Source organism: Listeria booriae, assembly GCF_000766865.1.
Lineage (GTDB): Bacteria > Bacillota > Bacilli > Lactobacillales > Listeriaceae > Listeria_A > Listeria_A booriae.
Genome location: NZ_JNFA01000025.1, coordinates 1 through 21,668, shown reverse-complemented (window position 1 = coordinate 21,668; position 21,668 = coordinate 1). Strand labels below are relative to the sequence as shown.

Here is a 21,668-nt window from a genome sequence, read left to right as displayed (position 1 = left end):
TTACCTCCAATTATAAAACTTAGTTATTTGTTTCAAGCATTTTGTGGATTGCCGTTGCTACGCCATGTTCGTCGTTGGAGTCGGTTTGGTATTTCGCAAGTTTTTTGATAGGGGCTTCGGCATTTCCCATTGCGACGCTGTATCCAGCCATTTTTAGCATAGAGACGTCATTAAAATTATCGCCGATTGCAAACGTTTCGTCCATTGTTATGCCCATGCGTTCTACATAATATTGTAAAGAAAGCCCTTTTTGCGCGTCGATATGCGTGATTTCGATGTTATCAGAAAACGAAGAACTGATTGCCAGATTGCCTTCTGATTCCAACGTATCCTTGGCTTTTTTGAGCACCGCTTGGTCAGACGAGAAAGCGATGAATTTCAAAATCGTAATTTCATCATTATTAAAAATGCGTTCTGGGTCATCAATCACATGCACATCTTTGCTTTCAAAGCGTTCGATAACATATTGCTCGACTTCCTCCGCTGTAAAATTAGGATGGGCTTTGCGTTGAATATCTTTCATCAGCGCGATTCCCTTGTCTTTATTCGGCGAAATCGGACCAATGTCTGTGAAAAATTCGCAGTACATACCCAAATCTTCTAAAACTTTATACGTGTATCGTGCCGACGGGGTGTCAATTGGGATTTGTTTCAGGATTTTACCGTGTTCATCACGAATTTCAGCGCCATTCATGCAAATTGCTGGAGCGTAAAGATTCGCGTGATTGATTAATTGTGTTGCGTCGTCATACATCCGTCCAGTGCAGAGAACAAAATGAATTCCTTTTGCGCGAGCCTGTTCGATTGCTTTCACGCCTTCTTCATCCACTTGGATTTTCGAGTTGAGCAGTGTGCCGTCCATATCTGAAGCAATTACTTTTATCATAGATTATAATCCTCCCATTTTCTTGCCTACACCACTAGAATATCACTTTTTTATGAAAATTGCAGTAAGTAAAATTCTAACTGTATACGCTTAACATCGCAGATTTAATAAAAATTTAATACCTAGTTAATCAGTAGGATATAGTTTTCGAGGATAATGAACCCATCTTACAGACAAAGGAGTTTTGCAAAATGAATAAATACGGGATTTTAATTGTTAGGATTTTACTAGGTGGATTGATGTTCCTACACGGACTACAAAAATTCACAAACGGGATTGGCGGAACAGTACAGTTTTTCGAAAGTTTAGGAATTCCAGGGTTTATGGGATATATTGTGGCAAGTATTGAATTGGTCGGCGGATTGGCGCTTGCGTTTGGCGTGTTAGTGCCTTATGTTTCCGCATTATTTATTGGGATTTTAGGTGTGGCAATTGTGACTGTGAAACTTTCCGACGGCTTTTTGGGTGGTTTTGAGCCTGAGTTTGTGTTGGTCGTATTGGCAGTCGTAACATTGATTACAAGCCCACTGAAGAAAGTATTTCAATTTATGCCATCTGACAAATAATAAAAAGATGAGTCCTGTTCAAACGGAGAATTTTGAATGGGGCTTTTTTAGGTAGGTTTTTTTAGTTAAAACCAGTATAATGGAAGGAGAAGATGAGAAAAGGATGGTGGCAGGTAATGATGACAGAACGCGAAAAGATGATTAGCGGTGAGTTATACCATGCAGGGGACCCAGAATTAGTGGCAGATCGTGACCGCGCGAGACATGCATGTGCGGCGATTAATGCGGTGATTAGTGATAAAGAGGAACGAGAAGTACATATTCGTGATTTATTAGGTCGTGTCGGTAAAAATGTGTACATGGAACCGAATGTGCGTTGCGATTACGGCTATAATATCGAAGTTGGTGACGATTTCTATGCGAATTTCGATTGCGTATTGCTAGATTGTGCGCCGATTAAGATTGGGAACAACTGCATGTTCGCACCGGGTGTGCATATTTATACGGCGTATCATCCATTGGACGCGGTAGAACGTAATAGCGGTCTTGAATACGCGAAAAGCGTTACGATTGGTAATAATGTTTGGATTGGCGGACGCAGCGTCATTAATCCCGGAATAACGATTGGCGACAATGCCGTTGTAGGCTCAGGTTCCGTTGTGACCAAAGACGTTCGGGCAAACACCGTCGTTGCAGGAAATCCAGCACGCGTCATTCGCGAACTAGGCGAACAAGGAGGAAGCGAAGGATGACAGTATCCGACGAAGCACTATTTGCCAAAATGGAGCAGGAATTACAACAAGCAAAAATAGCGAAATCCGAACAAGAGAAGCAATTACATTTGCATGGCTTAGCAGTTTTGGTAGAAGTAATACGTGGTGCGAAACAAGAAATACCAAAGACATTTAGCAGTGATTTAGAATATAAAGCAATGACTGGTGAGTTGCCAATATCAAAACCGACATCACTTGAAAGTCAGAAAATCGAAACAGATGACGGCGCGAACGGTGATTCCTTGTTAGATTTTTAAGGGGGAACATAATTTATAATGAAGAAAATGTTGATTTTAGGCGCAATTTTTGCAGGTTTGGCAGTTGGAATTGGAGCCTTCGGGGCACATGCGTTGAAAGAAACGTTGGGCAGCTATCATACGACTTATGAGACAGGCGTGCAATACCAGATGTTCCATGCAACGGCGATACTGATTGTCGGACTGCTTCTTGGCAAAGTGAACCGTGGCTTGTTACGCACAGCAGGTTACTTATTTGCCACAGGAATCGTGTTGTTTTCGGGAAGTTTGTATGTGTTAAGCATTACAAAAATTTCCGTGCTCGGCGCAATTACACCACTTGGCGGCGTGGCATTTATTGCAGGATGGATATGTTTCATCATTGCAGTAGCCAAAGAAAAAAGTATTTTGTAATATAAAAAAGCCTATGGGAGAACGGTTTTCGGACTTTTGGTCAATACGTGGTAATTTTTGTTATCAAACTTTAACAAAGAAATATTGAAAAAGAGGATTGTAATTTAAATTAACGGGGTACTATACATGTAAGCAACGACATCTTAATTACTTTTTCTCCCTTTTTAGTAATTGAGAGTCTTTCTTACCTTAAACTCCCTTTTAGTCGCTAAACCCGCTCGGATAGCTGGATTAGCGATTTTTTTTGTGCAGCATTATTAATTGGAATATAGATTTGCAGTCTTCGAGTTAGTTTTCGAGGACTTTTTTATTTTAGCGAGGTTTGCTATAATCAGAGGTGGAAGATACTAACATGAGAAGAGGTGTCCTATGCCACATTACGAACAAGTTCGGCATGCGATATCTGCTAGAAAGCATACTTTAGAGAGCATCGTAGACGGTCTAAAAAATAGGAAAAACGGGATTCAAGATGAAAACCACGAAATAGAGGAGAAAATGATACATAGGCTGAATCAAATAGAAGCGGAAGCCAAAGACATGATTTCCTACTGTGAGCAGACAGAGAATGCTTTACGGAAGGAGATATGATATGTCAACGCAAATTGATATAGACACCGCTTGGATTTTGAAGCAATTAAAAATGGGAGAGCAAGCAGTAGCAAATTTTAAAGCCGAAGCCACAAGCATCCAACACACCATGGATAAATTGAATAAGCAAGTCACCCCTGATTTTATGACACGCTATATCGAAGTAAAAGAAGGATTGGTGACAGAAATAAAAGCGGACCAATTTACAAAATTAAAGCAGGCTTTTGTTGATAGCCAACTAGCGGTAAGTGCATTTATAGAAACAGATGCGAAGTTAGGAGGCAAAGGCTAATGGATTTCAAACTAAATATAGGGGAATTGGAGGAAGTGCTGACATCTTTGCACAAAATGAAGGCAAGTTTAGAAACGCTGGATAGTGTTCTGGTGAATGTCCAAGATGCAGTGGGGAAACAAAAAGGAAAATTAGCGGATGCCCTTTCCATTGAATTCGGCGCCCACCGAGACGATATTTCTCGGCAACGAGGAACCGTGACGAAGCTTTATACGTACCTGGAAAGCTATGTATCGGATCTTAAATCGATTGACAGTCCGACCTATCGGAATCGGGATATGTTGGTCGATGCCCGAGGACTTCAAAGGCTGGCAGAAACCCAGCGTGATATTTTAGATCATGCTAAAAGTGATGTGTTTCGCGTGCCGCAACCGAGTATTGGAGCCTTGCCAGATGATCCAGACGAGCTTTGGGTCATGCGCCATAATCAAGGGTTGATGGAAGACTTGGATGATTACCTGAGACAAAAGTTGACGCAATTACAGCAAGAAGAAGGCGAAGGATTGCACCGAATTAGCCAAGACATGCGACGGTTGATGGAAATGGATCACGCACACGCTTCTGAAATCGAGAAAGATTATCGCCAATATGATCGGAATAAAGTGCGACAAATCGGCGCATCTACAAGAGATTCTATTTTCGGATTCGGAAAAAGAGCGATAGAAAGCTTGAAACATCCAGAGAAGCATCTAGAAAGTATCGCTATGCTGATGAAAAATTTAAAAAGCGACCCATCAGGAACGGCAGGCATGTTTTGGAATGGTATTGTAGAAAGCTATTTAGAGCCCTATAAAAAAGGGGATGCTTATGGTCTAGCAAGTAGTACAATTTTGTTTGCTAGTTTATTTGGAATTACAAAAGGTATTAATGATTTAGGGAAGATAAAAAAAGTAAATAAAATAAATACAAATTCTAAAGTAAATGCCTTGAGTGATGAACTTGGAGCAGTTGCAAAGCCGTTCACGCCGAAGAAAATCAGTTTAGCAAACGGAGAAATAGCATATCAATCTAAAAATGGAGCTCTTGTTCGCTCGATTAAGTACTTGGATGAATCGGGTAATATAAAGTGGCCAAAAGCAGATGGGTTTGTTGTTGATAGCGCTGGAAAAGCTATTACGTTTGATGCGAAATTGAAGGCTGGACAGGTTATTGACAGATATGGTGATCCGTTTGGTAAATTTACAAGTCCTGTTGAAAACGGCAAAATATTAGAGTACGATACTAGAGGATTACCCTACCCTGAAAGCGTAAAGCCTTATTATCAGTACAAAGTTATGAAAGATATAAATTTAGAAAATGTTAAAGAGGCGTTTGGTAAGCTGGATATGGGGAACCAAAGGAAACTCTTAGAATCCATGAAAGATTATAAGTTTACTTTTGAAGATATCGCAAGCCCACAACAAGGTAAAATTGCAGAGGTTTTTGGAGCAGGCGGTGGTTCTCAAATTCAATTAGGAACTGTTGTAGACTGGTATGAAAAATTAGGACTTTTGAAGGAGGTTAAATAATGAATTATGATATAAATGAGGTAAAAGCGTTATTAGAGGATGATATTCATTTATTAGGGTACGAAACGTTGCGGTATTCCATTTTTAAAGGTGAAGAAAACGACAGGGAAGAATACCAAGTAAGAATGGAAAAAAGTGAAGATAGTTTTGAAGTTTATATGACAGCTGACCGTGCTAGTGTGATGGGGAAATATACATTTGAAAACCCATTCGACGCAATGGACCAATTTTTAAACATCATGCAGAGTAGAATTTTAACAAATCGCAGACGGATAAGAGATGGAGAGCCGCCTGAATATTCTTGCCCATTGTGGGATAAATAGGGCTTAAGATATGAGCTAAAACACCGATCATTTGCTGATCGGTGTTTTAAAATATAATTCATTCATGCCTTGCATCAAAATCCTAGTGAAATCATGCGTCCTTCTGAAAATTCAATTTCCAATTCACGCCAAACTGGTCCGTTACTTCCGCGTAACTAACACCCCAGCCAGTTTCTTGAATTTCCATCTTTACCACGCCATTTTTCGAAAGTGATGTGAAGGTTTTTTCAAGGGCTTCTTTGCTGTCGACAAAATATGTAACGGACACTTGGTCACCGATTACTACTTCGCCGTTGGGAGCATCGCTAACATAAAATAACTCAACACTATCTTTTGCTAAACGGGCGTGTGCTACAAGTTCACCATGCGCTTCATCACCGGAAAAGTTCGGTAACATCTTATATAAATTCCTCATTGTTACTTCTACATCGAATGCTGCTTGGTAAAAATCAATTGCTTCATTTGCGTTTCCACTAAAAGTTAAATACGATATTGTCTTGGCCATATCCATCGGCTCCTTTCATTTTTGCTTTATCAGCATAGCAGAAAAGATGGAATAAATCTATAAAAAAGTGTAGCTGGATACGTTGCCTTTCTTGACAAAGTAGTTGAATCGAATTATAATGACCTTATAGTCAGTGACTGGAGGGTCATTAATTGAATAAAAGAGCAATCCAAAAACAGGAAACGCGTAGCAAACTAATTCAAAGTGCGCATCATTTATACGCTGAACATGGCTTTTTGGCGGTAACAATGGAGCAAATCGCCCAACATGCAGGTGTCGCGAAAGGAACTATTTTTACTCATTTTCAATCGCAGGACGAATTAATTTGTACGATTATTCAACAGTTAAGAGAGCAGTTTGGGAATCAAGTATATCAACAGATGAGAGCGGTTAAAGATGATATTCGTTTCATGTTAACATGGCACATAGAGTTGTTACAAGAGCATGAAGCATTGTATCGCCATCTCATCATTGAACGCACACTATTGAGTGAATCGGCACAATTAATCTACTTAGAAATGCAGTCTATTGTTTCCAATTATATTTTTCTTGTTGCACAACAAGCGATGGAACAGCACCGCATAAAAAAGATGGAACCGTATTTGTTTTTCAATACATGGATTGGCTTGTTGCATTACTACATAGCCAACCAGGACTTATTTCAACCAGCTGGCAGTGTCTTGACTACGCACGCTGACGAACTGGTGGCACACTTTTATAGCTTAATCAAAATTTAGGAGGGACTCGCATGAAGAATTGTATTGCATGTGGTATGCCGTTACGCGAAAAAGAGGATTATCCGTTAGGCGATGAAAGCAAAGACTATTGTAAACACTGTGCCCATGAGGATGGCAGCATGCAAACCTATGATGAGAAATTAGAAAGCATGGTTGCATTTGTCATCAAAACGCAAGGGCTAAATGAGGATGTGGCAAAGAAAGTGGCTGCGGAACAATTGAAAGGTTTACCGGCATGGCAGAATCAATAATAACATTAGAAGAAATGCCGAACATTGGTGATGTCCTCGCTACGCGGCTTCGTGCAGCTGGAATTGAAACACCGCAAGAACTAAAGCGATATGGTGCCTGTCTTGCTTTTGAAAAGGCGTTGCTTAGCTATCCTGATGCTTGTGTTAATATGTTATTTGCACTGGAAGGCGCGATTCAAAACATACGCTGGCATCAGTTATCGTCGTCTACAAAAAAAGAACTCCGACAGTTTTATGAAGAAGTGAAACCAACAACTTAATAGTTGAATAGAAATGCTGCTTCAATCGCTAAACCTTATTTCCTAAAAGGCTTAGCGGTTTTTTTCGCGTGCATCTTTAAAATTTGTAAAAAAACAATTTATTTTGTAAAATACAGAAATAAGAGTGATAGAGAATTTGCTGTGTCATTTTTTGCGAATAGGCAATTGTAATGGAGACTAACTCCCTATTTGACTCAGTTATTTGGTCGTCGAGAAATATAGGGCTATGAAGGGGCGGATTGATATGTCGAATGTTTTGGGCTTTTTAAATATTCATGTGGAGGAAGCGGTGAATTATTGGATTAGTACGTATTATGTGGAGTCGGAGGAATATCAGAAAAGAAAGTATATTCCGGGCTACATGGAGGCGCATCGCAATGAGTCTATTCTTCTTTGCAAGCACGCTTTGGCGAATTTAGATGCTGTTCCGAATTCTGTGGAAATTGGGGAAGATCGGTTTGATATGGAGACGAGTCTTGAGGATATTGTTTCCAATCATACGAGCTTTTATACGGCAATAATTGAGTTTTTATTTATTCATTATTTGAAAGGGTCGCTGGATTGCACCAAAGAGGATCTGTTTGAAACGATACTTAAATTTCGAAAAATGGAAGGTATTTCTTTGCAGGGACTTATTTCGGGATATGCGGCTAAGGGCGCACACATGAGTTAGGAAATTGGAATGGAGCGCAAATTATAAATAGTTAGCACTGGTCATTTTATTGGCTGGTGCTTTTTCTCGTTCTGTGGGAATTAGAGTGGTTCTAAATGGATTTATTCATGAATGAATTGGAAGATGCATAGTAAAATCGAGAAAAAACAACCCAGCACCAAAGCAAACTGCTTCAACACTGAGTTGTCCTCCCTCTATTTTTTCTTACCCATCACAATATTCGTATACGTATTCACCGTCAAGAAGTAATACACAATGAACATCAACGTGTAAATTCCTGTCGTCATAATAACCGGTAAAGTCAGGTCCATCTGCAGCATATTCGACAGGGCAATTAGTGCCACCGAGCTATGCGCAATTCCTAAAATCAGCGGAACAAGGAAGATGACGAGAACTTGTTTTGCGATAGTTTTGCGAATTTGCTTGCGGTCTAAACCGATTTTCTGCAAAATATCGTATGTCGGAACATCGTTGTATGCTTCGGTTAGCTGCTTGAAGTAAATGATACTACCTGTCGCTGCAAGGAATACAAGTCCGATGAACATGCCGATGAATAGAAGTACGCCAGTTGTACTCATAATTACTTCATAACCGTTCGGGTAGCTTGTGAACATGGCGTCTTCTGGAAGGATTTTTTGCATTTGTTCGCCGAGTGCTACGCCTTCTTTTGGTGATTCGGTCATGATCGACTGGACGGTTGTTGGTTTGGCGCTGTTTATTGTTGAAGCAACATCGTCAGAAACAATGAGTACTCCAAAAATTGTACTGAATGGTGATTCTGGTCGTGCATCTGTTAGTGTCACTTTTTGTTTTGTACTGTTTTCTAATGTGAAACTTTGGTTTTTCAGTTTTTTCTCAGTCTCAGCTGAGTACGAGATGGTTGGCGCGATGAGAATGGCTTCGTCGTCTTTCAGGTTGGCTTTTTTCACGTCGCTATCTTCTAGTTTGAGAAGCTTGTTGTATTGCGATTGACTAAGAATGGCGAATCCTTCTTCTGGGCCATATTCTACAGGCATTTCGCGGTCACTTGTTGCTTTGACGTAATTCACGACGGTTTCTTGGTTGCCTGTCATCGGTGTTGTCTTGCTGTCTTTGACTAATTGCAAGGCTTCTTCGTTACTTTTCTCATCAACCACATGATATTCAAAAGTTGCTGGGTAACTCGTACCCGCATCTTTGTTTGCGCCGTAATAAATACTGCCGATTGCGCCGATTGCTGTTAGTGTTGTTGCACTCAAAATCGCGATGACGGCGAGTGTTCTAGCATTTGATGCGATGCGGAACGAGAGTTGGGAGTTACTAATAATATTCGTTCCATTATAGAAAATCCGTTTGTTTTTGCGAATTTGGCCTAGTAGGAATGGCAGGAAGTTGCTTAGTAATAGTGCGGTTCCTAAGATGACGGTGACCAAAATAACAAGTGCGCCAGGTCCGAATCCAAGTTTTGCCCAAATGGAGGCTTTGGAATCTAGTGGTTGTAGCGCGATAACATAGCCGATAGCGATTAAAACAATGGATAGTAGTGCCAAGAAGATATTGCTTTTTGGTGTTTTTTCGCGTTTGCTTTCGGAATGGAATAAGTCTAGAAGTGTTGTGCGGTAAATGATGCGGTAGCCGGTGAATGATGTTACGAGCGTAATGATTAGGAAAATGACCACCGTATTAATCACAGCATCGATTGAGAAGACGAAATTACTCACACCGCCAATGTTCATCACACTGAGCAAAATGGTGACGAATAGTTTTGACATCAATGTTCCTAGTGCAATCCCGATAACCAAGGCGCCAAGCCCCATCAGGAAGTTTTCATAAAAGAGCATTCGGCCGATTTCTTTTTTGCGAAGACCGAGTAGGGAGTACAGGCCGATTTCTTTTTTGCGTTTGCGTGTGAAGAAATGGTTCGAATATAAAATGAAGATGGCGACGAAAATGATAAGTACGATTGACGAAGCATCAAAAGCTGTTGAAAGTTTGGCGCTCTTGTCGATTCGGGCAATAACCGCGGGGTCTTGCGCCAGTGACACGAATGTATAATAAATCATAATTGAGAAAATCATCGATGCGAAGTAAAGGAAGTAGTGAATAAAATTATGTTTGATGTTCTTTTTTGCTAAATCAAATAGCGTCATTCATGTCCCCTCCTAATTTCGCCAACACATCAAGAATTTTCTGGAAGAACTCTTTACGCGTTTTCGTTCCGCGATAAATTTCTGTATAGATAGCACCATCTTTAATAAACAAAATTCGTTTGCAAAAGCTAGCGGCGTAAGCGTCATGTGTTACCATCATGATTGTCGAATGCTCGCGCTCATTCAAGTCTTTTAAACTTTCTAGTAAATCCGTCGCTGATTTCGAATCAAGTGCACCAGTTGGTTCATCTGCGAAAATCAGGCTTGGATTAGCGATAATGGCACGGCTCGCTGCTGTCCGTTGTTTTTGTCCGCCGGAAATTTCATTTGGATATTTGTCTAGAATTTCGCGAATCCCGAATGTATCGGCGATTTTTTCAAGGCGTGATTCCATTTCTTTGACTGGGTGTTTGGCTAGCGCAAGCGGTAAAATGATGTTTTCTCGCACGCTTAATGTGTCTAGTAAGTTGTAATCTTGGAAAATAAAACCGAGTTGGTCGCGTCGGAAAGTCGACATTTGTTGCTCGTTCATTGTTTCTATTTCCTGACCTGAGATTTTGATTTCACCGGATGTTGGTTTGTCGATGGTTGAAAAGACGTTTAGCAATGTGGATTTCCCGGCACCACTTGGCCCCATAATCCCAACAAAGTCTCCTTTTGCGATTTCTAAACTAATATTATCTAAAGCTGTGTATACATTACCTTTAATGCCGTAGACTTTACGAACATTTTTTGCATGTAGAACGATTTCCATGTAAACTCCTCCTAAAAAATTAACTTATACTAGTAGTCTACAGGTAATATTGCAGGCGTTCCATTCGCTAATATGACATTATGGGACGTATTACTTACAATTTTGTCATGCAAGAATGTAAGAAAAGGCTAGATTGATATATCCTAAAAGTGGATTGTGATGCGAGTGAAATCAGTGTATACTTCTTGGTATATGCTATAACAAACCTATTGTTCAGGAGGCAAAACAGATGTATATAAATCGTTTTCAAGTCAACTTATCAGGTATGATTGATATATTGTCTAATCATTTATATGATGAAAAAGACGTTTATATTCGTGAATTACTGCAAAATGCCACAGATGCGATTCGAGCTAGGAAAAAAATCGAACCTATGATAGAAGGAAACATTCACGTGTCGCTTTCTGGTGGGGATGATGCCAAGACATTAATTGTAGAGGATAATGGAATCGGATTAACAGAAGCTGAAGTGCATGCTTTTCTGGCTACAATCGCGAATTCTTCTAAAGGTGAGAAAAATTTCGTAAATCAAGCCAACGATTTTATCGGTCGATTTGGAATTGGACTTTTGTCATGCTTTATCGTTAGTGATGAAATTGTGATGATTTCGACGTCTCAGAAGGAAGGAACGACGACGGAATGGCGCGGAAAGGCAGATGGAACGTATTCGGTGCGGAAAATTGGAACGCTGGAGCGGGAACCTGGGACGCAGGTGTTTTTGCGATTGCGGGAAGGGCTTGACGGGCATGAGGAATGCTATGACGAGTCGCTGCTCGCGGAGGTGCTGGAGAAATACGGGGCTTCGTTGGAAAGTGCGATCACGATGGAGGTTCATGGCGAGGAGCGCGTGATTAATGACTGGACGCGGACGTTTGCGGATAAGGGGGCGCTTGTCGGGAAATCGCGGGATGAGATTCTGGCGTTTGGGGAGCGGGTATTGGATACGCATTTTGAGGATTATTTCTTGATTGAGAATGAGTCGGCGCGCACGTTTGGAATCGCTTATATTATTCCGTATACGGTGCAGATGAACGCGGTGAGACGGCAAACGGTGTTTTTGAACAATATGTTTGTGACGAGCGAGGCGCGGGATGTTGTGCCAGACTGGGCGTTTTTTACGCATTGTGTGATTTGGACGGATGAATTGCAACCGGTTGCTTCACGGGAATCTTTTTATAAAAATGAGCGGTTAAAAGAGGTTTCGACGGAGCTTGGAGAGGCGCTTAAGACGGGGATTGAGATGTTGTCTGATGAGGCGCTGGAGAAGTTATTGCGGACGCATTATCTTGGGTTTAAGGCGTTGGCGAGTGATGATGCAAAGTTTTTGCGGTTGATTTATCCTTATTTGCCGTTTCGGACGTTGCGCGGTGAGGAGAAATTGGCGGACATCATGGAGCAGACGGACACGATTTATTATACGTACTCGGTCGATGACTTTAGACAAATCACGGATATTGCGCGTGCGAGTGGCATGACGCTGATTAATGGCGGTTATTCGTATGATACGCCGATTTTGCAGGAACTAGCGTCACTTGACTTGGCTGTATCGTTCGTGTTAATTGATCCAGAAGACATGACGGAAAAGTTGATGCCAGTCTCGGCGCAAGAAGAGGCGATGTATGGCGTGACGATTACTGACATGAACAAGCGGATGGCAGAATTCGATGTGACGGTAGAAATGAAGCATTTTGAACCGGCGACGTTACCAGTTATTTTTATTCATTCGGCGGCCACGCAAAGCTCACGCGAACTAGAACGTGCCAAAGAGGAAAGCAATGCGGTATTTAGCGATATTTTGGCGAGTATTCAGCAGGAACAAGCCCCAGCACCGTTAGCCCATCTTTATTTGAATTTGGATAACCCATTAATTAAGCGCTTATTCACGTCGAACAAAACAGCGGAGACGCTAACAGTGATCGTGAACGTTTTGTATATTCAAGCGTTACTGCTCGGTCATTATCCACTGAAAAAAGCCGAAATGGACTTGATGAATAAAAATATGATACACATTTTAGAAATGTTATAGGAGGCAGCAAACATGAATTATTTAGAGGATTTAGAAACCGCTTGGCAAATGAGAGATGATGACCCAGCGCGAATAAAAGTTTTGGAGCAAGCGATATTAGGTGCTGACATGTATAATGATATACCAAATGGCATTGAGGCACGCGATATGCTGATTGATACATGCCTTTATGTCGGTTTTCCGAAGAAGCAACTGCAAGCGTTTAGTTGGCTCGTGAAGAAGTTTGAGGAAGATTGTCCGGACGTGGACGGTTTTGATTTATTGTGGAAATATAAATGGATTGCCGAGCATGTCCCAATGTTTGACGAAGTTTCGAAAGCGCAAATCGATGCCCTTTTAAATGATATGAAAGTGAAATTTGAGCAGCGGGGCTATTCTTTGCGGCCTTACTACAAAGTTTCGACATTAGGCGCGATGCGGATGGGGGATAGGGCGAAAGCAGAGGCCTATTTCGAGCAATGGCAAAAAGCGAAATCCGACTACATGAATGACTGCGGCGCATGCGAAACAAACGATGTCGTGCACTATCATTATTTCATGGAAGACTACGAACAAGCGCTCAAAAAAGCTGAACCAATCGTGACTGGCAAACAAAGCTGTGCAGAAGTACCGCATTTGACCTATGGTTTTACCGTCATTGCGTATTTCAAAACCGGCGATTTAGAAATGGCGCAACAATGCTTTGAGAAAGGCTACCCGTTAGTAGAGAAAAAATCAAGCCTAATTCCACCGATGGCAAGTATGATTCAATATTTAAACTTGTCAGGGCAGCATGAGAAAGCCAAAGATGTTATCGCGATCAACAAAGAAACCGCGCTAGCATCTGAAAGTGGCTTGGATAAATTATTATTTTTGCAAGCGGCATTCCCGTTTTTCGATGCAGAGGTGGACAAAGATTTGATTCAATTGACTGAAGAACTAACCGCGAAATTCGATGCTCGTAATGAAAATAGCTATTACAGCGAACGATTAGCAAAATAAGCATACAAAAAAGAGGAGTCCGCGTTTGGATTCCTCTTTTACGTTTAGATTCTAAAGAAACGACTTAACTCGTCCGGAGCAACATAATTTCCCACTAAGAATGAGCCGAATTCCGCAAATCGCGCGCTTGATTCATCAAAACGCATTTCGGTTACAATTCGTTTGAAATCAAGTGCATCGTCCGCAAATAGCGTCACGCCCCACTCGAAATCGTCCAAACCAATGGATCCACCGATAATTTGTTTAATCTTACCGGCATATGTCCGACCAATCGCGCCGTGATTACGAATCATCGCTTGGCGTTCTTCCATCGGCAACATGTACCAATTATCCAAGCCATTCCGTTTTTTCGTCATTGGGTAGAAACAAATGTGTTTACGAGCAGGCAATTCAGGATACAGACGCTCACGTACATGTTTATTTTGGAAAGGATCTTCTCCTTTTGCCATATGATTCGCCAAGTAATTGCTAAGTTCCACAACAGAAACGTACGAATAAGCAGGGAGCAAGTAATCCGCGATACGCAGTTTGTTCAACTGGTTTTCAACTTCATTCAAGCCTTCCAAAGTCGGTCTCAACGTGAAGAAAAGCAAGTCCGCTTTTTGACCTAAAATCGAGTAAACTGTGTGTTCCCCTTCGCCCATTTTTTTCGTGATATCCATGTCTCCTAAGAAATTTTGTAATTCATTGAGCATAGAATCGCGGTCAGCAGGAGATACCTCGCGAAAAGCAGGCCAGTCAATCGATCTGAAATCATGTAGCGAGAACCAGCCATCTAATGTTTTAACTGCTTCGTTCATATAAAGCACTTCCTCTCTATGTAATATTTAAATTGTAACATACCATGAAGCCAACTGTCCCCACACCTGTTTGTGAAAAAAACCTCCACAATAATGTGAAGGCTTCTGTTCCAAATTATTTAGCTGGCGTAGACACGATGCAGCTTACTTTGCCGTTGATTGTCCAGTTTTTGCACGTGTTAGGAAGTAGGAAGTGATCCGCTTTTTTGATTGGCGTTGTGTCACCGTCAATGGTTAGCGTCGCTTCGCCATCTAGAACACTTACCAACGTGTACGGCGCTGTAGCCGTGAAATCCGCTTTACCGTTGATGTCCCATTTGTACACTGCGAAAAAGTCACTATCTACAAACGTTGTCTTCGTAAGCGCCCCAGTCGTTTCCGTTTTAATATCTAAAACAGCATCATGATGCGGAACTGTCGTCACATCAATCGCTTTGCCTAAATGAAGTTCACGCTTGTTGCCGTGGTCATCCACACGATCATAATCATACACACGATACGTCGTGTCCGAACTTTGCTGCGTCTCCAAAACTAGCGTCCCAGTACATAGCGCATGAATCGTTCCACTCGGCACATAGAAAAAGTCACCCGGCTTAATCGCCACTTTACGAAGCAACTCGCTCCACTTACCGTCACGCGTCCATTCAATCAACTGCTCTTTCGACGTCGCATTATGCCCGTAAACAAGCTCAGCGCCAGGCTCACAGTCAATAATATACCAACATTCCGTCTTACCAAGCTCGCCATTCTCATGCTCTTTTGCATACGCATCATCCGGGTGAACTTGCACCGATAAATCCGTATTCGCGTCCAAAATTTTCGTAAGCAACGGAAAAACCGCTTCTTTCGGATTACCGAACAACGCAGGCTCTTGCTCCCAAAGCTCAATCAACGTTTTGCCTTTATACGCGTCATTTTTTACCGTAGAAGGACCGTGCGGATGCGCCGAAATCGCCCAATACTCGCCAGTCGTCTCCGATGGAATCGTGTAGCCAAAGAAGTCACGCAGTTTCGTACCTCCCCAAATTCGATCTTGAAAAACAGAATCTAAAAATAAAGCTTTTGTCATTATAGTAGCCTCCTAATTTTTATCTTTCATCAAAAAACCTTGCTGTTTCAACGTCTCCGCAATCGAAGGGTAGTAGTCTTTGTCATAAAAAGCAGAGACCCGCTTCGTCCAAGAAATACCACCTTCACGCGCTGAAAAAGGAATAATCGTTTCATCATACGCAGCCATAGCATCCGTCACATCCGTCTGATACGTCTCCTCAAAATAAACCGCTTCTTTCGGAAAGCGCGGCTTAATCGGCATTTCCACATCCGGATAACCAATACAAAGCCCAACCACCGGAAAAACATATTTCGGCAGTTGCAAGAAATCAATCACATCCGCCATATTGCGCCGAATCCCACCGATGCAAACAACACCTAAATCAAAAGATTCCGCAGCAATAATCGCATTTTCACAAGCCAGCCCAACATCAGTCGCACCAACAAGTAAAGCGTCCACATTTTCCACTGCCGTTAACGACCCACCATGCGTTTCACTTGCCAAATGCGTCCGATAAAAATCGGCAACAAACACAAGAAAAACAGAACTCTCTGCTATGTACGGCTGATTTCCACATAACTCCGCCATTTTCTGCTTCCGTTCCGGATTTTGCACCGCAATAATCGAATATTGCTGCCCATTAATCCAAGAAGGAGCACATTGCGTCGCACGAATAATCGCGTCTAACTGTTCTTTTGGAATCACCTGGTCCGTCTGAAACTTCCGAAACGACCGATGACTCCTCAAATGATCAATAATCGAATTCAAAGGAAAACCCCCATTTCAATAATCGTAACAAACTAAGTATAGCCTTTTTTCGAATGAGAATAAAGCTTTTTAAGGCCAACACTTGAAAAGAAACCCCCGAATCCAGTAAAATAAGAAAGTAGAAAGAAGGTGACCCACTCGTGGAAAAAAAGAAAGCCCTCGTACTCCTAGAAAAATACTTCCTAACCACTGAAGAAACCGCAGTCTTCCTAGGCATCTCCAAACAAGCACTATCATCCCTAGTCAAACGAGGCAAACTAGACCGCATCGAAAAAGGCAAAATCAGCTTATTCTTTAAAGACGACGTGGAACGAAGAAAACGCGAACAAAGCGAACTGCGCAGAAAATACCGCCCGTATACATAAAAAAAGGAAATTGGATGTGTTGCCGTCCAGTTTCCTTTTTTCGTTCGAATGGAGCGTAGGGGGATCGAACCCCTGACCTCTACACTGCCAGCGTAGCGCTCTCCCAGCTGAGCTAACACCCCGAATTTGATAGGATTATTGTAGCACAAGGGATTTGAGACTGTCAAACCTAGTTTCTTCACATAATAATAGGAATCAAAATCTACCATCAGATAAATATTCAATTTAAATAACGTCTTAGTTTATCCTTATCATCTTCGTTCAACTTCTCAATGTCTGCTATAATCTTTGATACATCTCTTTCACTTGAAATAAAGAGGGAAGTAGTAATGCTAGTAACAACTCCGATAATGCCAATTCCTAAAAGCATTAAGATGCCTGCGATAGATCGCCCCCAAATAGTTACTGGCGATAAATCACCGTAGCCTACAGTAGTCACTGTTACTATCGTCCACCAAAAAGCATCTGAATAAGAGTTTATACCAGGCTCTAAAATAAATATAGGGATAGGAATAATGAGTAATAAAATTAATAATGCAATGAACACCTTATGTAAGTTTTTTTCTTTGAGAAATGAATAAACAGGGGTGAAATACCTACTGCCTATACTAGTCAATCTCAACAATCTGAGTGCTCTAAAGGCGCGGAATACAGAATCAAAAGGAATCAATGCAATTAATTCGATCCAATGTTCTTGTACATACTTCTTTTTCTCAGGTGCTTTAATAAAAAAATAGATATAATCAGAAAGAAATATAAACCATATGATAAAATTTAAAACTTGAACGAATAAGTTATCAAAGGGAAGTGTAAATAAAGATAAGATAACTAATGAAAACATGCCTATTTCATACCATAATTTATAATTTTTATTAGCCACAGCAATTTCTCTCCTTGTTGTCTTTTTTGAAATTTGTAACTGCTTTTCTAGTTTATTATATAGTTTCCAATATCATACATCAAGCAATATTTTCTCCCCACCACAAGCAAATAACTTGCAACCAAATCTCAAAAGCGTAAAATAATTGACGTATCAATTAATAAGAAAGGCGGGGAAAACCAATGTCCGATGACTGCTCCAAGCGCGCAGAACTACTCACACAAATGCACGGCCTATGCAAAAACATGAATCAAACCTTCGAAGCAACATTACAAATGAGCGCAACAAAAGTCGAGCTACTTCATCAGATTTCTTGCGCAAACGAGCAGAATCAGCAAGCACTTCAACATTCACTCGGCCTTGACGCTGCGGCAATCACAAGGCATTTGCGAAAACTAGAAGAAGACGGCTTCATCACCCGCCAGAAAAAAGCACCAGACCGGAGAGCAACTTTTATACGCCTCACAGAACAAGGCACAAATCAGCTAACCGTCCTAACCGAACAGAAAAAAGCTTTTCAAAAACGGTTATTAAGCGGTTTTTCCGAACAAGAACTAGCGGATTTTACGATTTTGCTAGAACGAATGTCGCGCAATATGAAATAAGAGATAGAGGAGGAATTTTAAAATGAAAGCAGTTATTATTGAAAATTATGGTGGCAAAGAAGAGCTAAAAGACGCAGTCGTTGCAGATCCGAAGGCAGGCGCAGGACAAGTCGTGGTTCAACTGAAAGCTACATCGATTAACCCAATTGACTGGAAATTACGCGAAGGCTACTTAAAACAAATGATGGACTGGCCATTTCCGATTATCCTTGGCTGGGACGCGGCTGGCATTATTTCCGAAGTTGGTGCGGACGTAACCGATTGGCAAGTTGGTGACAAAGTATTTGCAAGACCAGAGACGACGCGTTTTGGAACATACGCAGAATATACAGTGGTCGACGCACCATTGCTCGCTAAAATCCCTGACAACGTATCATTTGAAGAAGCCGCATCCATCCCGTTAGCAGGCCTGACAGCATGGCAAGCACTTTTCGATCATGGCAACTTGCAAGCAGGCGAGAAAGTCCTTATTCACGCAGGAGCTGGTGGTGTCGGCACATTGGCGATTCAACTGGCAAAAAACGCTGGCGCCTATGTCGTGACAACAGCAAGTGAGAAAAACGCTGCGTTCCTAAAAGAGCTAGGCGCTGACGAAGTAATCGACTACCGCACAACCAATTTCGCAGACGTTCTAACAGACATAGACCTCGCTTTTGATACAATGGGCGGCGACATCCAAAAAGACAGCTTCCAAGTGCTAAAAGAGGGCACAGGACGCCTAATCTCAATCGTATCAGAACCAGATCAAGACCTAGCCAAAGCCAAAAACATCCTAGCAAAAAGCATCTGGCTACAACCAAACGGCGAACAACTGCAAAAAATATCAGACCTAATGGCATCAGGCAAAGTAAAAGCCATTGTCGGCGAAACATTCCCATTCTCCGCAAAAGGGGTCTATGACGCACACGCACTAAGCGAAACACACCACGCAAAAGGAAAAATTGTTGTTCGTTTTGAATAAAAAATGTTTGAACTTGTTTTTATTGTGGTAAAGATAACAATGGCATAATTCGAGGAGGGTTACACATGCTAGGAATTATTTGGGGAATCATCGTGATCCTGTTCGCGGTATGGCTTATCGGGCTAATTTTCCACATTGGTGGAGCGTTAATCAACCTTTTATTAGTTGTCGTTCTGATTTTAATTATTTGGAACTTGATACAAAGCGCTCGAAATAAGCGGAAATAACAAAAAGGCTATTTTGTCCATTGCTGACAGAATAGCCTTTTTTTCATTCTAATTTTTTCAAATAAACATCTTTCCAATTTCGCGAAAGCAAATAGCGGTGACAAGACTGGCTGTAAAGTAGAAACAGGGCACTACAAGCAAGCACTGCGGTACTGCCGAGCAATAGCCCAGCCGTAACGTCTGACGGATAGTGCACACCGAGATATACCCGCGTATACATAATCGTCAAAATAATTAAAAACGCGACAATTCCAATCACAATCCGATGCCACATTTTAGAAAGTGCAATAATAAGTAGCGCCGCAATCATCCCATAAAACGCTGTTGAACCCGTCGCGTGTCCACTCGGAAAACTATAACCACCTTGCGAAACAAGCATATCAGTAGGGCGCGGCCGAGCAATAATCTGTTTAATAACCCACGGCAAAAGCGCACCACCAATCAAAACTGTCCCACCAAACCAAATCGCAATCGTGTAACGCTTCAAGAAAATAAAAATCAGCAGTAGCGCAATCGTCATCATAACAATCGCCCCCACACCGCCAAAATTCGTAATAAAAGCAATGACATCCGTCTTGGTCGTAGAAATATTCACACGAACAATATCGATCCAATACGTATCAAACCGAGCAATAAAACGAGCATTCGTTGCAACGCCAATCAGAAAAACAAGAAATCCAATCGCCGTCACAGCACTTAAAGTAAATAAAACCGTGGCATTTTTTCTAGTATGACTCATGCAAAATCTCCTTTTTTATCAATCCAATCAAGCACCGTCTGAATTTCACGATCCCAGTATTTCCAATTATGCTCCCCAGGTATTTCCCGATATATGTAAGCAAAATCCGTTTTTTCAATCGCCGCTTTAAAACCAAGATTATTCGCATACAAAAAATCTTCCGTCCCGCAAAGCTGCAGCACACGCGGTTTCCAATCCCGGTTCGCCACCTTAGGCAACAAAGCAACCAAATCATTCATCGAACCCTCCATATCCTCGATGCTCCCAAAAGTAGGCACCATCTCCACTTCCATTTCCGGCCGCTGATGACGAAGCGCAACCAAATCAAGCGCCCCTGACAACGAAGCCATTCCCGCAAATTTCTCAGGATAGTTCAGCCCCCATTTTAACGCACCAAATCCGCCCATCGAAAGCCCAGCAACATAAGTGTTCTCAGGCTCAGTAGGCAAGCGGAACCAACGATGAATTAGCGAAGGCAACTCCTCAGACAAAAACGTCCAATAGCGATTGCCAATCCGCATATCCGTATAGAAACTACGATGAACTTGCGGCATCACAATAGCAATATTTCGATTTTCCGCATAACGAACAAGCGATGTATTCGTAAGCCAAGCAGTATCATCATCAGAAAGCCCGTGAAGCAAATACAATAACCGCATAGGCTTATCCTCATCGACTTGGTCAGGAATAAACACCTGCAAAGAAGTACGCAATTCAAGCGCTGCCGAGAAAAAATGTGATGAAAAAGTTGTCATAAAAATTTTCCTCCCTGTAAAGCAGATTTACGCCTATTATAGCATAAGTAGGCCAACAACCAGCAATAAAAACAAAGAGGGCTTAACATAAGACACAGCGGTTAGTTTCTTGGCTATCCTCCATTTTGGAACGCGCAAATAACACATTAATAGAAGCAACAAAAAAAAGCAATTGATTTTTAATCAATTGCTTTTTGAAATGAGCCGTGATGGGCTCGAACCATCGACCCTCTGATTAAAAGTCAGATGCTCTACCAACTGAGCTAACGGCTCTAAAAATAATGGCTGGGCTAGCTGGATTCGAACCAACGCATGACGGAATCAAAATCCGTTGCCTTACCGCTTGGCGATAGCCCAATAAATGGTGGAGGGGGGCAGATTCGAACTGCCGAACCCGAAGGAGCGGATTTACAGTCCGCCGCGTTTAGCCACTTCGCTACCCCTCCATATTAAAACGTTTCAAATGCCAACTGCAGGAATTGAACCCGCAACCTACTGATTACGATTCAGTTGCTCTACCAGATTGAGCTAAGTTGGCAAAACAGCAAACACTGTTTAACCGCCCAAGAGAACTGTTCCTAATTAACAATTACAGATGAATGGTGGGGGCTAACGGGATCGAACCGCTGACCCTCTGCTTGTAAGGCAGATGCTCTCCCAGCTGAGCTAAGCCCC

28 protein-coding genes and 5 tRNA genes are annotated in these 21,668 nt (G+C 41.7%); 18 read left to right on the top strand and 15 right to left on the bottom strand.

Going from position 1 to position 21,668, the window contains the following annotated elements; genetic code table 11:
- Positions 1 to 19: 19 nt before the first annotated feature.
- Positions 20 to 886, bottom strand: coding sequence for a Cof-type HAD-IIB family hydrolase (locus EP57_RS11325; RefSeq protein ID WP_036086857.1), 867 nt, complete (start codon positions 884 to 886; stop codon positions 20 to 22).
- A 191-nt stretch (positions 887 to 1,077) separates the two neighbouring features.
- Here EP57_RS11325 and EP57_RS11320 point away from each other — a divergent pair, with 191 nt between their 5' ends.
- From EP57_RS11320 to EP57_RS11285, 8 genes are all read left to right on the top strand, one after another.
- A complete protein-coding gene (locus EP57_RS11320; RefSeq protein WP_036086854.1) occupies positions 1,078 to 1,452 on the top strand; it encodes a DoxX family protein in 375 nt (124 codons plus the stop codon).
- A gap of 92 nt (positions 1,453 to 1,544) precedes the next feature.
- The gene (locus EP57_RS11315) at positions 1,545 to 2,144 is read left to right on the top strand and encodes a sugar O-acetyltransferase (RefSeq protein ID WP_277619747.1); all 600 of its coding nucleotides are present in this window, start codon (positions 1,545 to 1,547) and stop codon (positions 2,142 to 2,144) included.
- Entirely contained in the window at positions 2,141 to 2,422 is a 282-nt protein-coding gene (locus tag EP57_RS11310) for a DUF5327 family protein (protein ID WP_036086849.1), read from the top strand. Before EP57_RS11315 ends, EP57_RS11310 begins: the two co-directional genes overlap by 4 nt.
- An 18-nt stretch (positions 2,423 to 2,440) precedes the next feature.
- Complete coding sequence (locus EP57_RS11305) at positions 2,441 to 2,815, top strand: DUF423 domain-containing protein (RefSeq protein ID WP_036086847.1); 375 nt, start codon at positions 2,441 to 2,443, stop codon at positions 2,813 to 2,815.
- Between the two features lie 369 nt (positions 2,816 to 3,184).
- Positions 3,185 to 3,403 carry a hypothetical protein gene (locus tag EP57_RS11300; RefSeq protein ID WP_036086845.1) on the top strand — a complete coding sequence of 73 codons (219 nt, stop codon included), beginning with the start codon at positions 3,185 to 3,187 and terminating at the stop codon, positions 3,401 to 3,403.
- A 1-nt stretch (position 3,404) separates the two neighbouring features.
- Positions 3,405 to 3,695, top strand: coding sequence for a hypothetical protein (locus tag EP57_RS11295; protein WP_036086844.1), 291 nt, complete (start codon positions 3,405 to 3,407; stop codon positions 3,693 to 3,695).
- The gene (locus EP57_RS17195; protein ID WP_241480724.1) at positions 3,695 to 5,203 is read left to right on the top strand and encodes a TNT domain-containing protein; all 1,509 of its coding nucleotides are present in this window, start codon (positions 3,695 to 3,697) and stop codon (positions 5,201 to 5,203) included. Before EP57_RS11295 ends, EP57_RS17195 begins: the two co-directional genes overlap by 1 nt.
- Positions 5,203 to 5,526 (top strand): Imm59 family immunity protein, encoded by a 324-nt coding sequence (locus EP57_RS11285; RefSeq protein WP_036086842.1) that lies wholly within the window; start codon positions 5,203 to 5,205, stop codon positions 5,524 to 5,526. Before EP57_RS17195 ends, EP57_RS11285 begins: the two co-directional genes overlap by 1 nt.
- Before the next feature lie 91 nt (positions 5,527 to 5,617).
- On the opposite strand, the gene EP57_RS11280 is transcribed toward EP57_RS11285, so the two are convergent.
- Positions 5,618 to 6,031, bottom strand: coding sequence for a VOC family protein (locus EP57_RS11280; protein WP_036086840.1), 414 nt, complete (start codon positions 6,029 to 6,031; stop codon positions 5,618 to 5,620).
- Between the two features lie 152 nt (positions 6,032 to 6,183).
- On the opposite strand from EP57_RS11280, the gene EP57_RS11275 reads away from it, so the two are divergent.
- From EP57_RS11275 to EP57_RS11260, 4 genes are all read left to right on the top strand, one after another.
- Positions 6,184 to 6,768, top strand: coding sequence for a TetR/AcrR family transcriptional regulator (locus EP57_RS11275; protein ID WP_036086839.1), 585 nt, complete (start codon positions 6,184 to 6,186; stop codon positions 6,766 to 6,768).
- 11 nt (positions 6,769 to 6,779) lie between these two features.
- Positions 6,780 to 7,019 carry a zinc ribbon domain-containing protein gene (locus EP57_RS11270; RefSeq protein ID WP_036086832.1) on the top strand — a complete coding sequence of 80 codons (240 nt, stop codon included), beginning with the start codon at positions 6,780 to 6,782 and terminating at the stop codon, positions 7,017 to 7,019.
- Positions 7,004 to 7,279, top strand: a complete 276-nt coding sequence (locus tag EP57_RS11265; protein WP_036086830.1) for a TfoX/Sxy family protein — start codon at positions 7,004 to 7,006, stop codon at positions 7,277 to 7,279. Before EP57_RS11270 ends, EP57_RS11265 begins: the two co-directional genes overlap by 16 nt.
- A gap of 244 nt (positions 7,280 to 7,523) precedes the next feature.
- Positions 7,524 to 7,952, top strand: a complete 429-nt coding sequence (locus EP57_RS11260) for a hypothetical protein (protein ID WP_036086828.1) — start codon at positions 7,524 to 7,526, stop codon at positions 7,950 to 7,952.
- Between the two features lie 194 nt (positions 7,953 to 8,146).
- Here EP57_RS11260 and EP57_RS11255 read toward each other — a convergent pair whose 3' ends face one another.
- Positions 8,147 to 10,081, bottom strand: coding sequence for an ABC transporter permease (locus tag EP57_RS11255; protein WP_036086826.1), 1,935 nt, complete (start codon positions 10,079 to 10,081; stop codon positions 8,147 to 8,149).
- Positions 10,068 to 10,835, bottom strand: a complete 768-nt coding sequence (locus EP57_RS11250) for an ABC transporter ATP-binding protein (protein WP_036086823.1) — start codon at positions 10,833 to 10,835, stop codon at positions 10,068 to 10,070. Before EP57_RS11250 ends, EP57_RS11255 begins: the two co-directional genes overlap by 14 nt.
- Before the next feature lie 229 nt (positions 10,836 to 11,064).
- On the opposite strand from EP57_RS11250, the gene EP57_RS11245 reads away from it, so the two are divergent.
- Together EP57_RS11245 and EP57_RS11240 are read left to right on the top strand one after the other, a co-directional pair.
- Positions 11,065 to 12,861 (top strand): HSP90 family protein, encoded by a 1,797-nt coding sequence (locus EP57_RS11245; protein ID WP_036086820.1) that lies wholly within the window; start codon positions 11,065 to 11,067, stop codon positions 12,859 to 12,861.
- Between the two features lie 12 nt (positions 12,862 to 12,873).
- Positions 12,874 to 13,842, top strand: coding sequence for a hypothetical protein (locus EP57_RS11240; protein WP_036086817.1), 969 nt, complete (start codon positions 12,874 to 12,876; stop codon positions 13,840 to 13,842).
- Between the two features lie 44 nt (positions 13,843 to 13,886).
- Here EP57_RS11240 and hemQ read toward each other — a convergent pair whose 3' ends face one another.
- The 3 genes from hemQ to EP57_RS11225 form a co-directional block, all read right to left on the bottom strand.
- Positions 13,887 to 14,642, bottom strand: coding sequence for a hydrogen peroxide-dependent heme synthase (hemQ, locus tag EP57_RS11235; RefSeq protein ID WP_036086816.1), 756 nt, complete (start codon positions 14,640 to 14,642; stop codon positions 13,887 to 13,889).
- A 115-nt stretch (positions 14,643 to 14,757) separates the two neighbouring features.
- Positions 14,758 to 15,711, bottom strand: coding sequence for a mannose-6-phosphate isomerase, class I (gene manA, locus EP57_RS11230; RefSeq protein ID WP_036086814.1), 954 nt, complete (start codon positions 15,709 to 15,711; stop codon positions 14,758 to 14,760).
- Between the two features lie 12 nt (positions 15,712 to 15,723).
- Positions 15,724 to 16,461, bottom strand: coding sequence for an NADPH-dependent oxidoreductase (locus tag EP57_RS11225; protein ID WP_036086813.1), 738 nt, complete (start codon positions 16,459 to 16,461; stop codon positions 15,724 to 15,726).
- 140 nt (positions 16,462 to 16,601) lie between these two features.
- Between EP57_RS11225 and EP57_RS11220 the strand changes: the two genes are divergently transcribed.
- On the top strand, positions 16,602 to 16,826 hold the full coding sequence (locus EP57_RS11220) for a helix-turn-helix domain-containing protein (protein WP_036086810.1): 225 nt from the start codon (positions 16,602 to 16,604) through the stop codon (positions 16,824 to 16,826).
- A gap of 49 nt (positions 16,827 to 16,875) precedes the next feature.
- Here EP57_RS11220 and EP57_RS11215 read toward each other — a convergent pair.
- Both EP57_RS11215 and EP57_RS11210 read right to left on the bottom strand, forming a co-directional pair.
- Positions 16,876 to 16,948: transfer RNA gene (locus EP57_RS11215), tRNA-Ala, on the bottom strand.
- Positions 16,949 to 17,046: 98 nt separating this feature from the next.
- On the bottom strand, positions 17,047 to 17,706 hold the full coding sequence (locus EP57_RS11210) for a potassium channel family protein (protein WP_114982768.1): 660 nt from the start codon (positions 17,704 to 17,706) through the stop codon (positions 17,047 to 17,049).
- Between the two features lie 182 nt (positions 17,707 to 17,888).
- Here EP57_RS11210 and EP57_RS11205 point away from each other — a divergent pair, with 182 nt between their 5' ends.
- The 3 genes from EP57_RS11205 (at position 17,889) to EP57_RS16870 (ending at position 19,499) form a co-directional block, all read left to right on the top strand.
- The gene (locus tag EP57_RS11205; protein ID WP_052167651.1) at positions 17,889 to 18,311 is read left to right on the top strand and encodes a MarR family winged helix-turn-helix transcriptional regulator; all 423 of its coding nucleotides are present in this window, start codon (positions 17,889 to 17,891) and stop codon (positions 18,309 to 18,311) included.
- A gap of 22 nt (positions 18,312 to 18,333) precedes the next feature.
- A complete protein-coding gene (locus EP57_RS11200; RefSeq protein ID WP_036086808.1) occupies positions 18,334 to 19,272 on the top strand; it encodes an NADP-dependent oxidoreductase in 939 nt (312 codons plus the stop codon).
- Positions 19,273 to 19,337: 65 nt separating this feature from the next.
- Positions 19,338 to 19,499: a lmo0937 family membrane protein gene (locus EP57_RS16870; RefSeq protein ID WP_114982765.1), complete on the top strand. Its 162-nt coding sequence runs from the start codon at positions 19,338 to 19,340 to the stop codon at positions 19,497 to 19,499.
- Between the two features lie 43 nt (positions 19,500 to 19,542).
- Here EP57_RS16870 and EP57_RS11195 read toward each other — a convergent pair whose 3' ends face one another.
- From EP57_RS11195 to EP57_RS11170, 6 genes are all read right to left on the bottom strand, one after another.
- Positions 19,543 to 20,238 carry a phosphatase PAP2 family protein gene (locus EP57_RS11195; protein WP_077916846.1) on the bottom strand — a complete coding sequence of 232 codons (696 nt, stop codon included), beginning with the start codon at positions 20,236 to 20,238 and terminating at the stop codon, positions 19,543 to 19,545.
- Entirely contained in the window at positions 20,235 to 20,993 is a 759-nt protein-coding gene (locus tag EP57_RS11190; RefSeq protein WP_036086806.1) for an alpha/beta hydrolase, read from the bottom strand. Before EP57_RS11190 ends, EP57_RS11195 begins: the two co-directional genes overlap by 4 nt.
- Positions 20,994 to 21,193: 200 nt before the next feature.
- Positions 21,194 to 21,266 (bottom strand) — tRNA-Lys (locus EP57_RS11185).
- 9 nt (positions 21,267 to 21,275) lie between these two features.
- A tRNA-Gln gene (locus EP57_RS11180) sits at positions 21,276 to 21,350 on the bottom strand.
- 5 nt (positions 21,351 to 21,355) lie between these two features.
- Positions 21,356 to 21,439, bottom strand: a tRNA-Tyr gene (locus EP57_RS11175).
- 18 nt (positions 21,440 to 21,457) lie between these two features.
- Positions 21,458 to 21,531 (bottom strand) — tRNA-Thr (locus EP57_RS11170).
- Between the last annotated feature and the right edge of the window lie 137 nt (positions 21,532 to 21,668).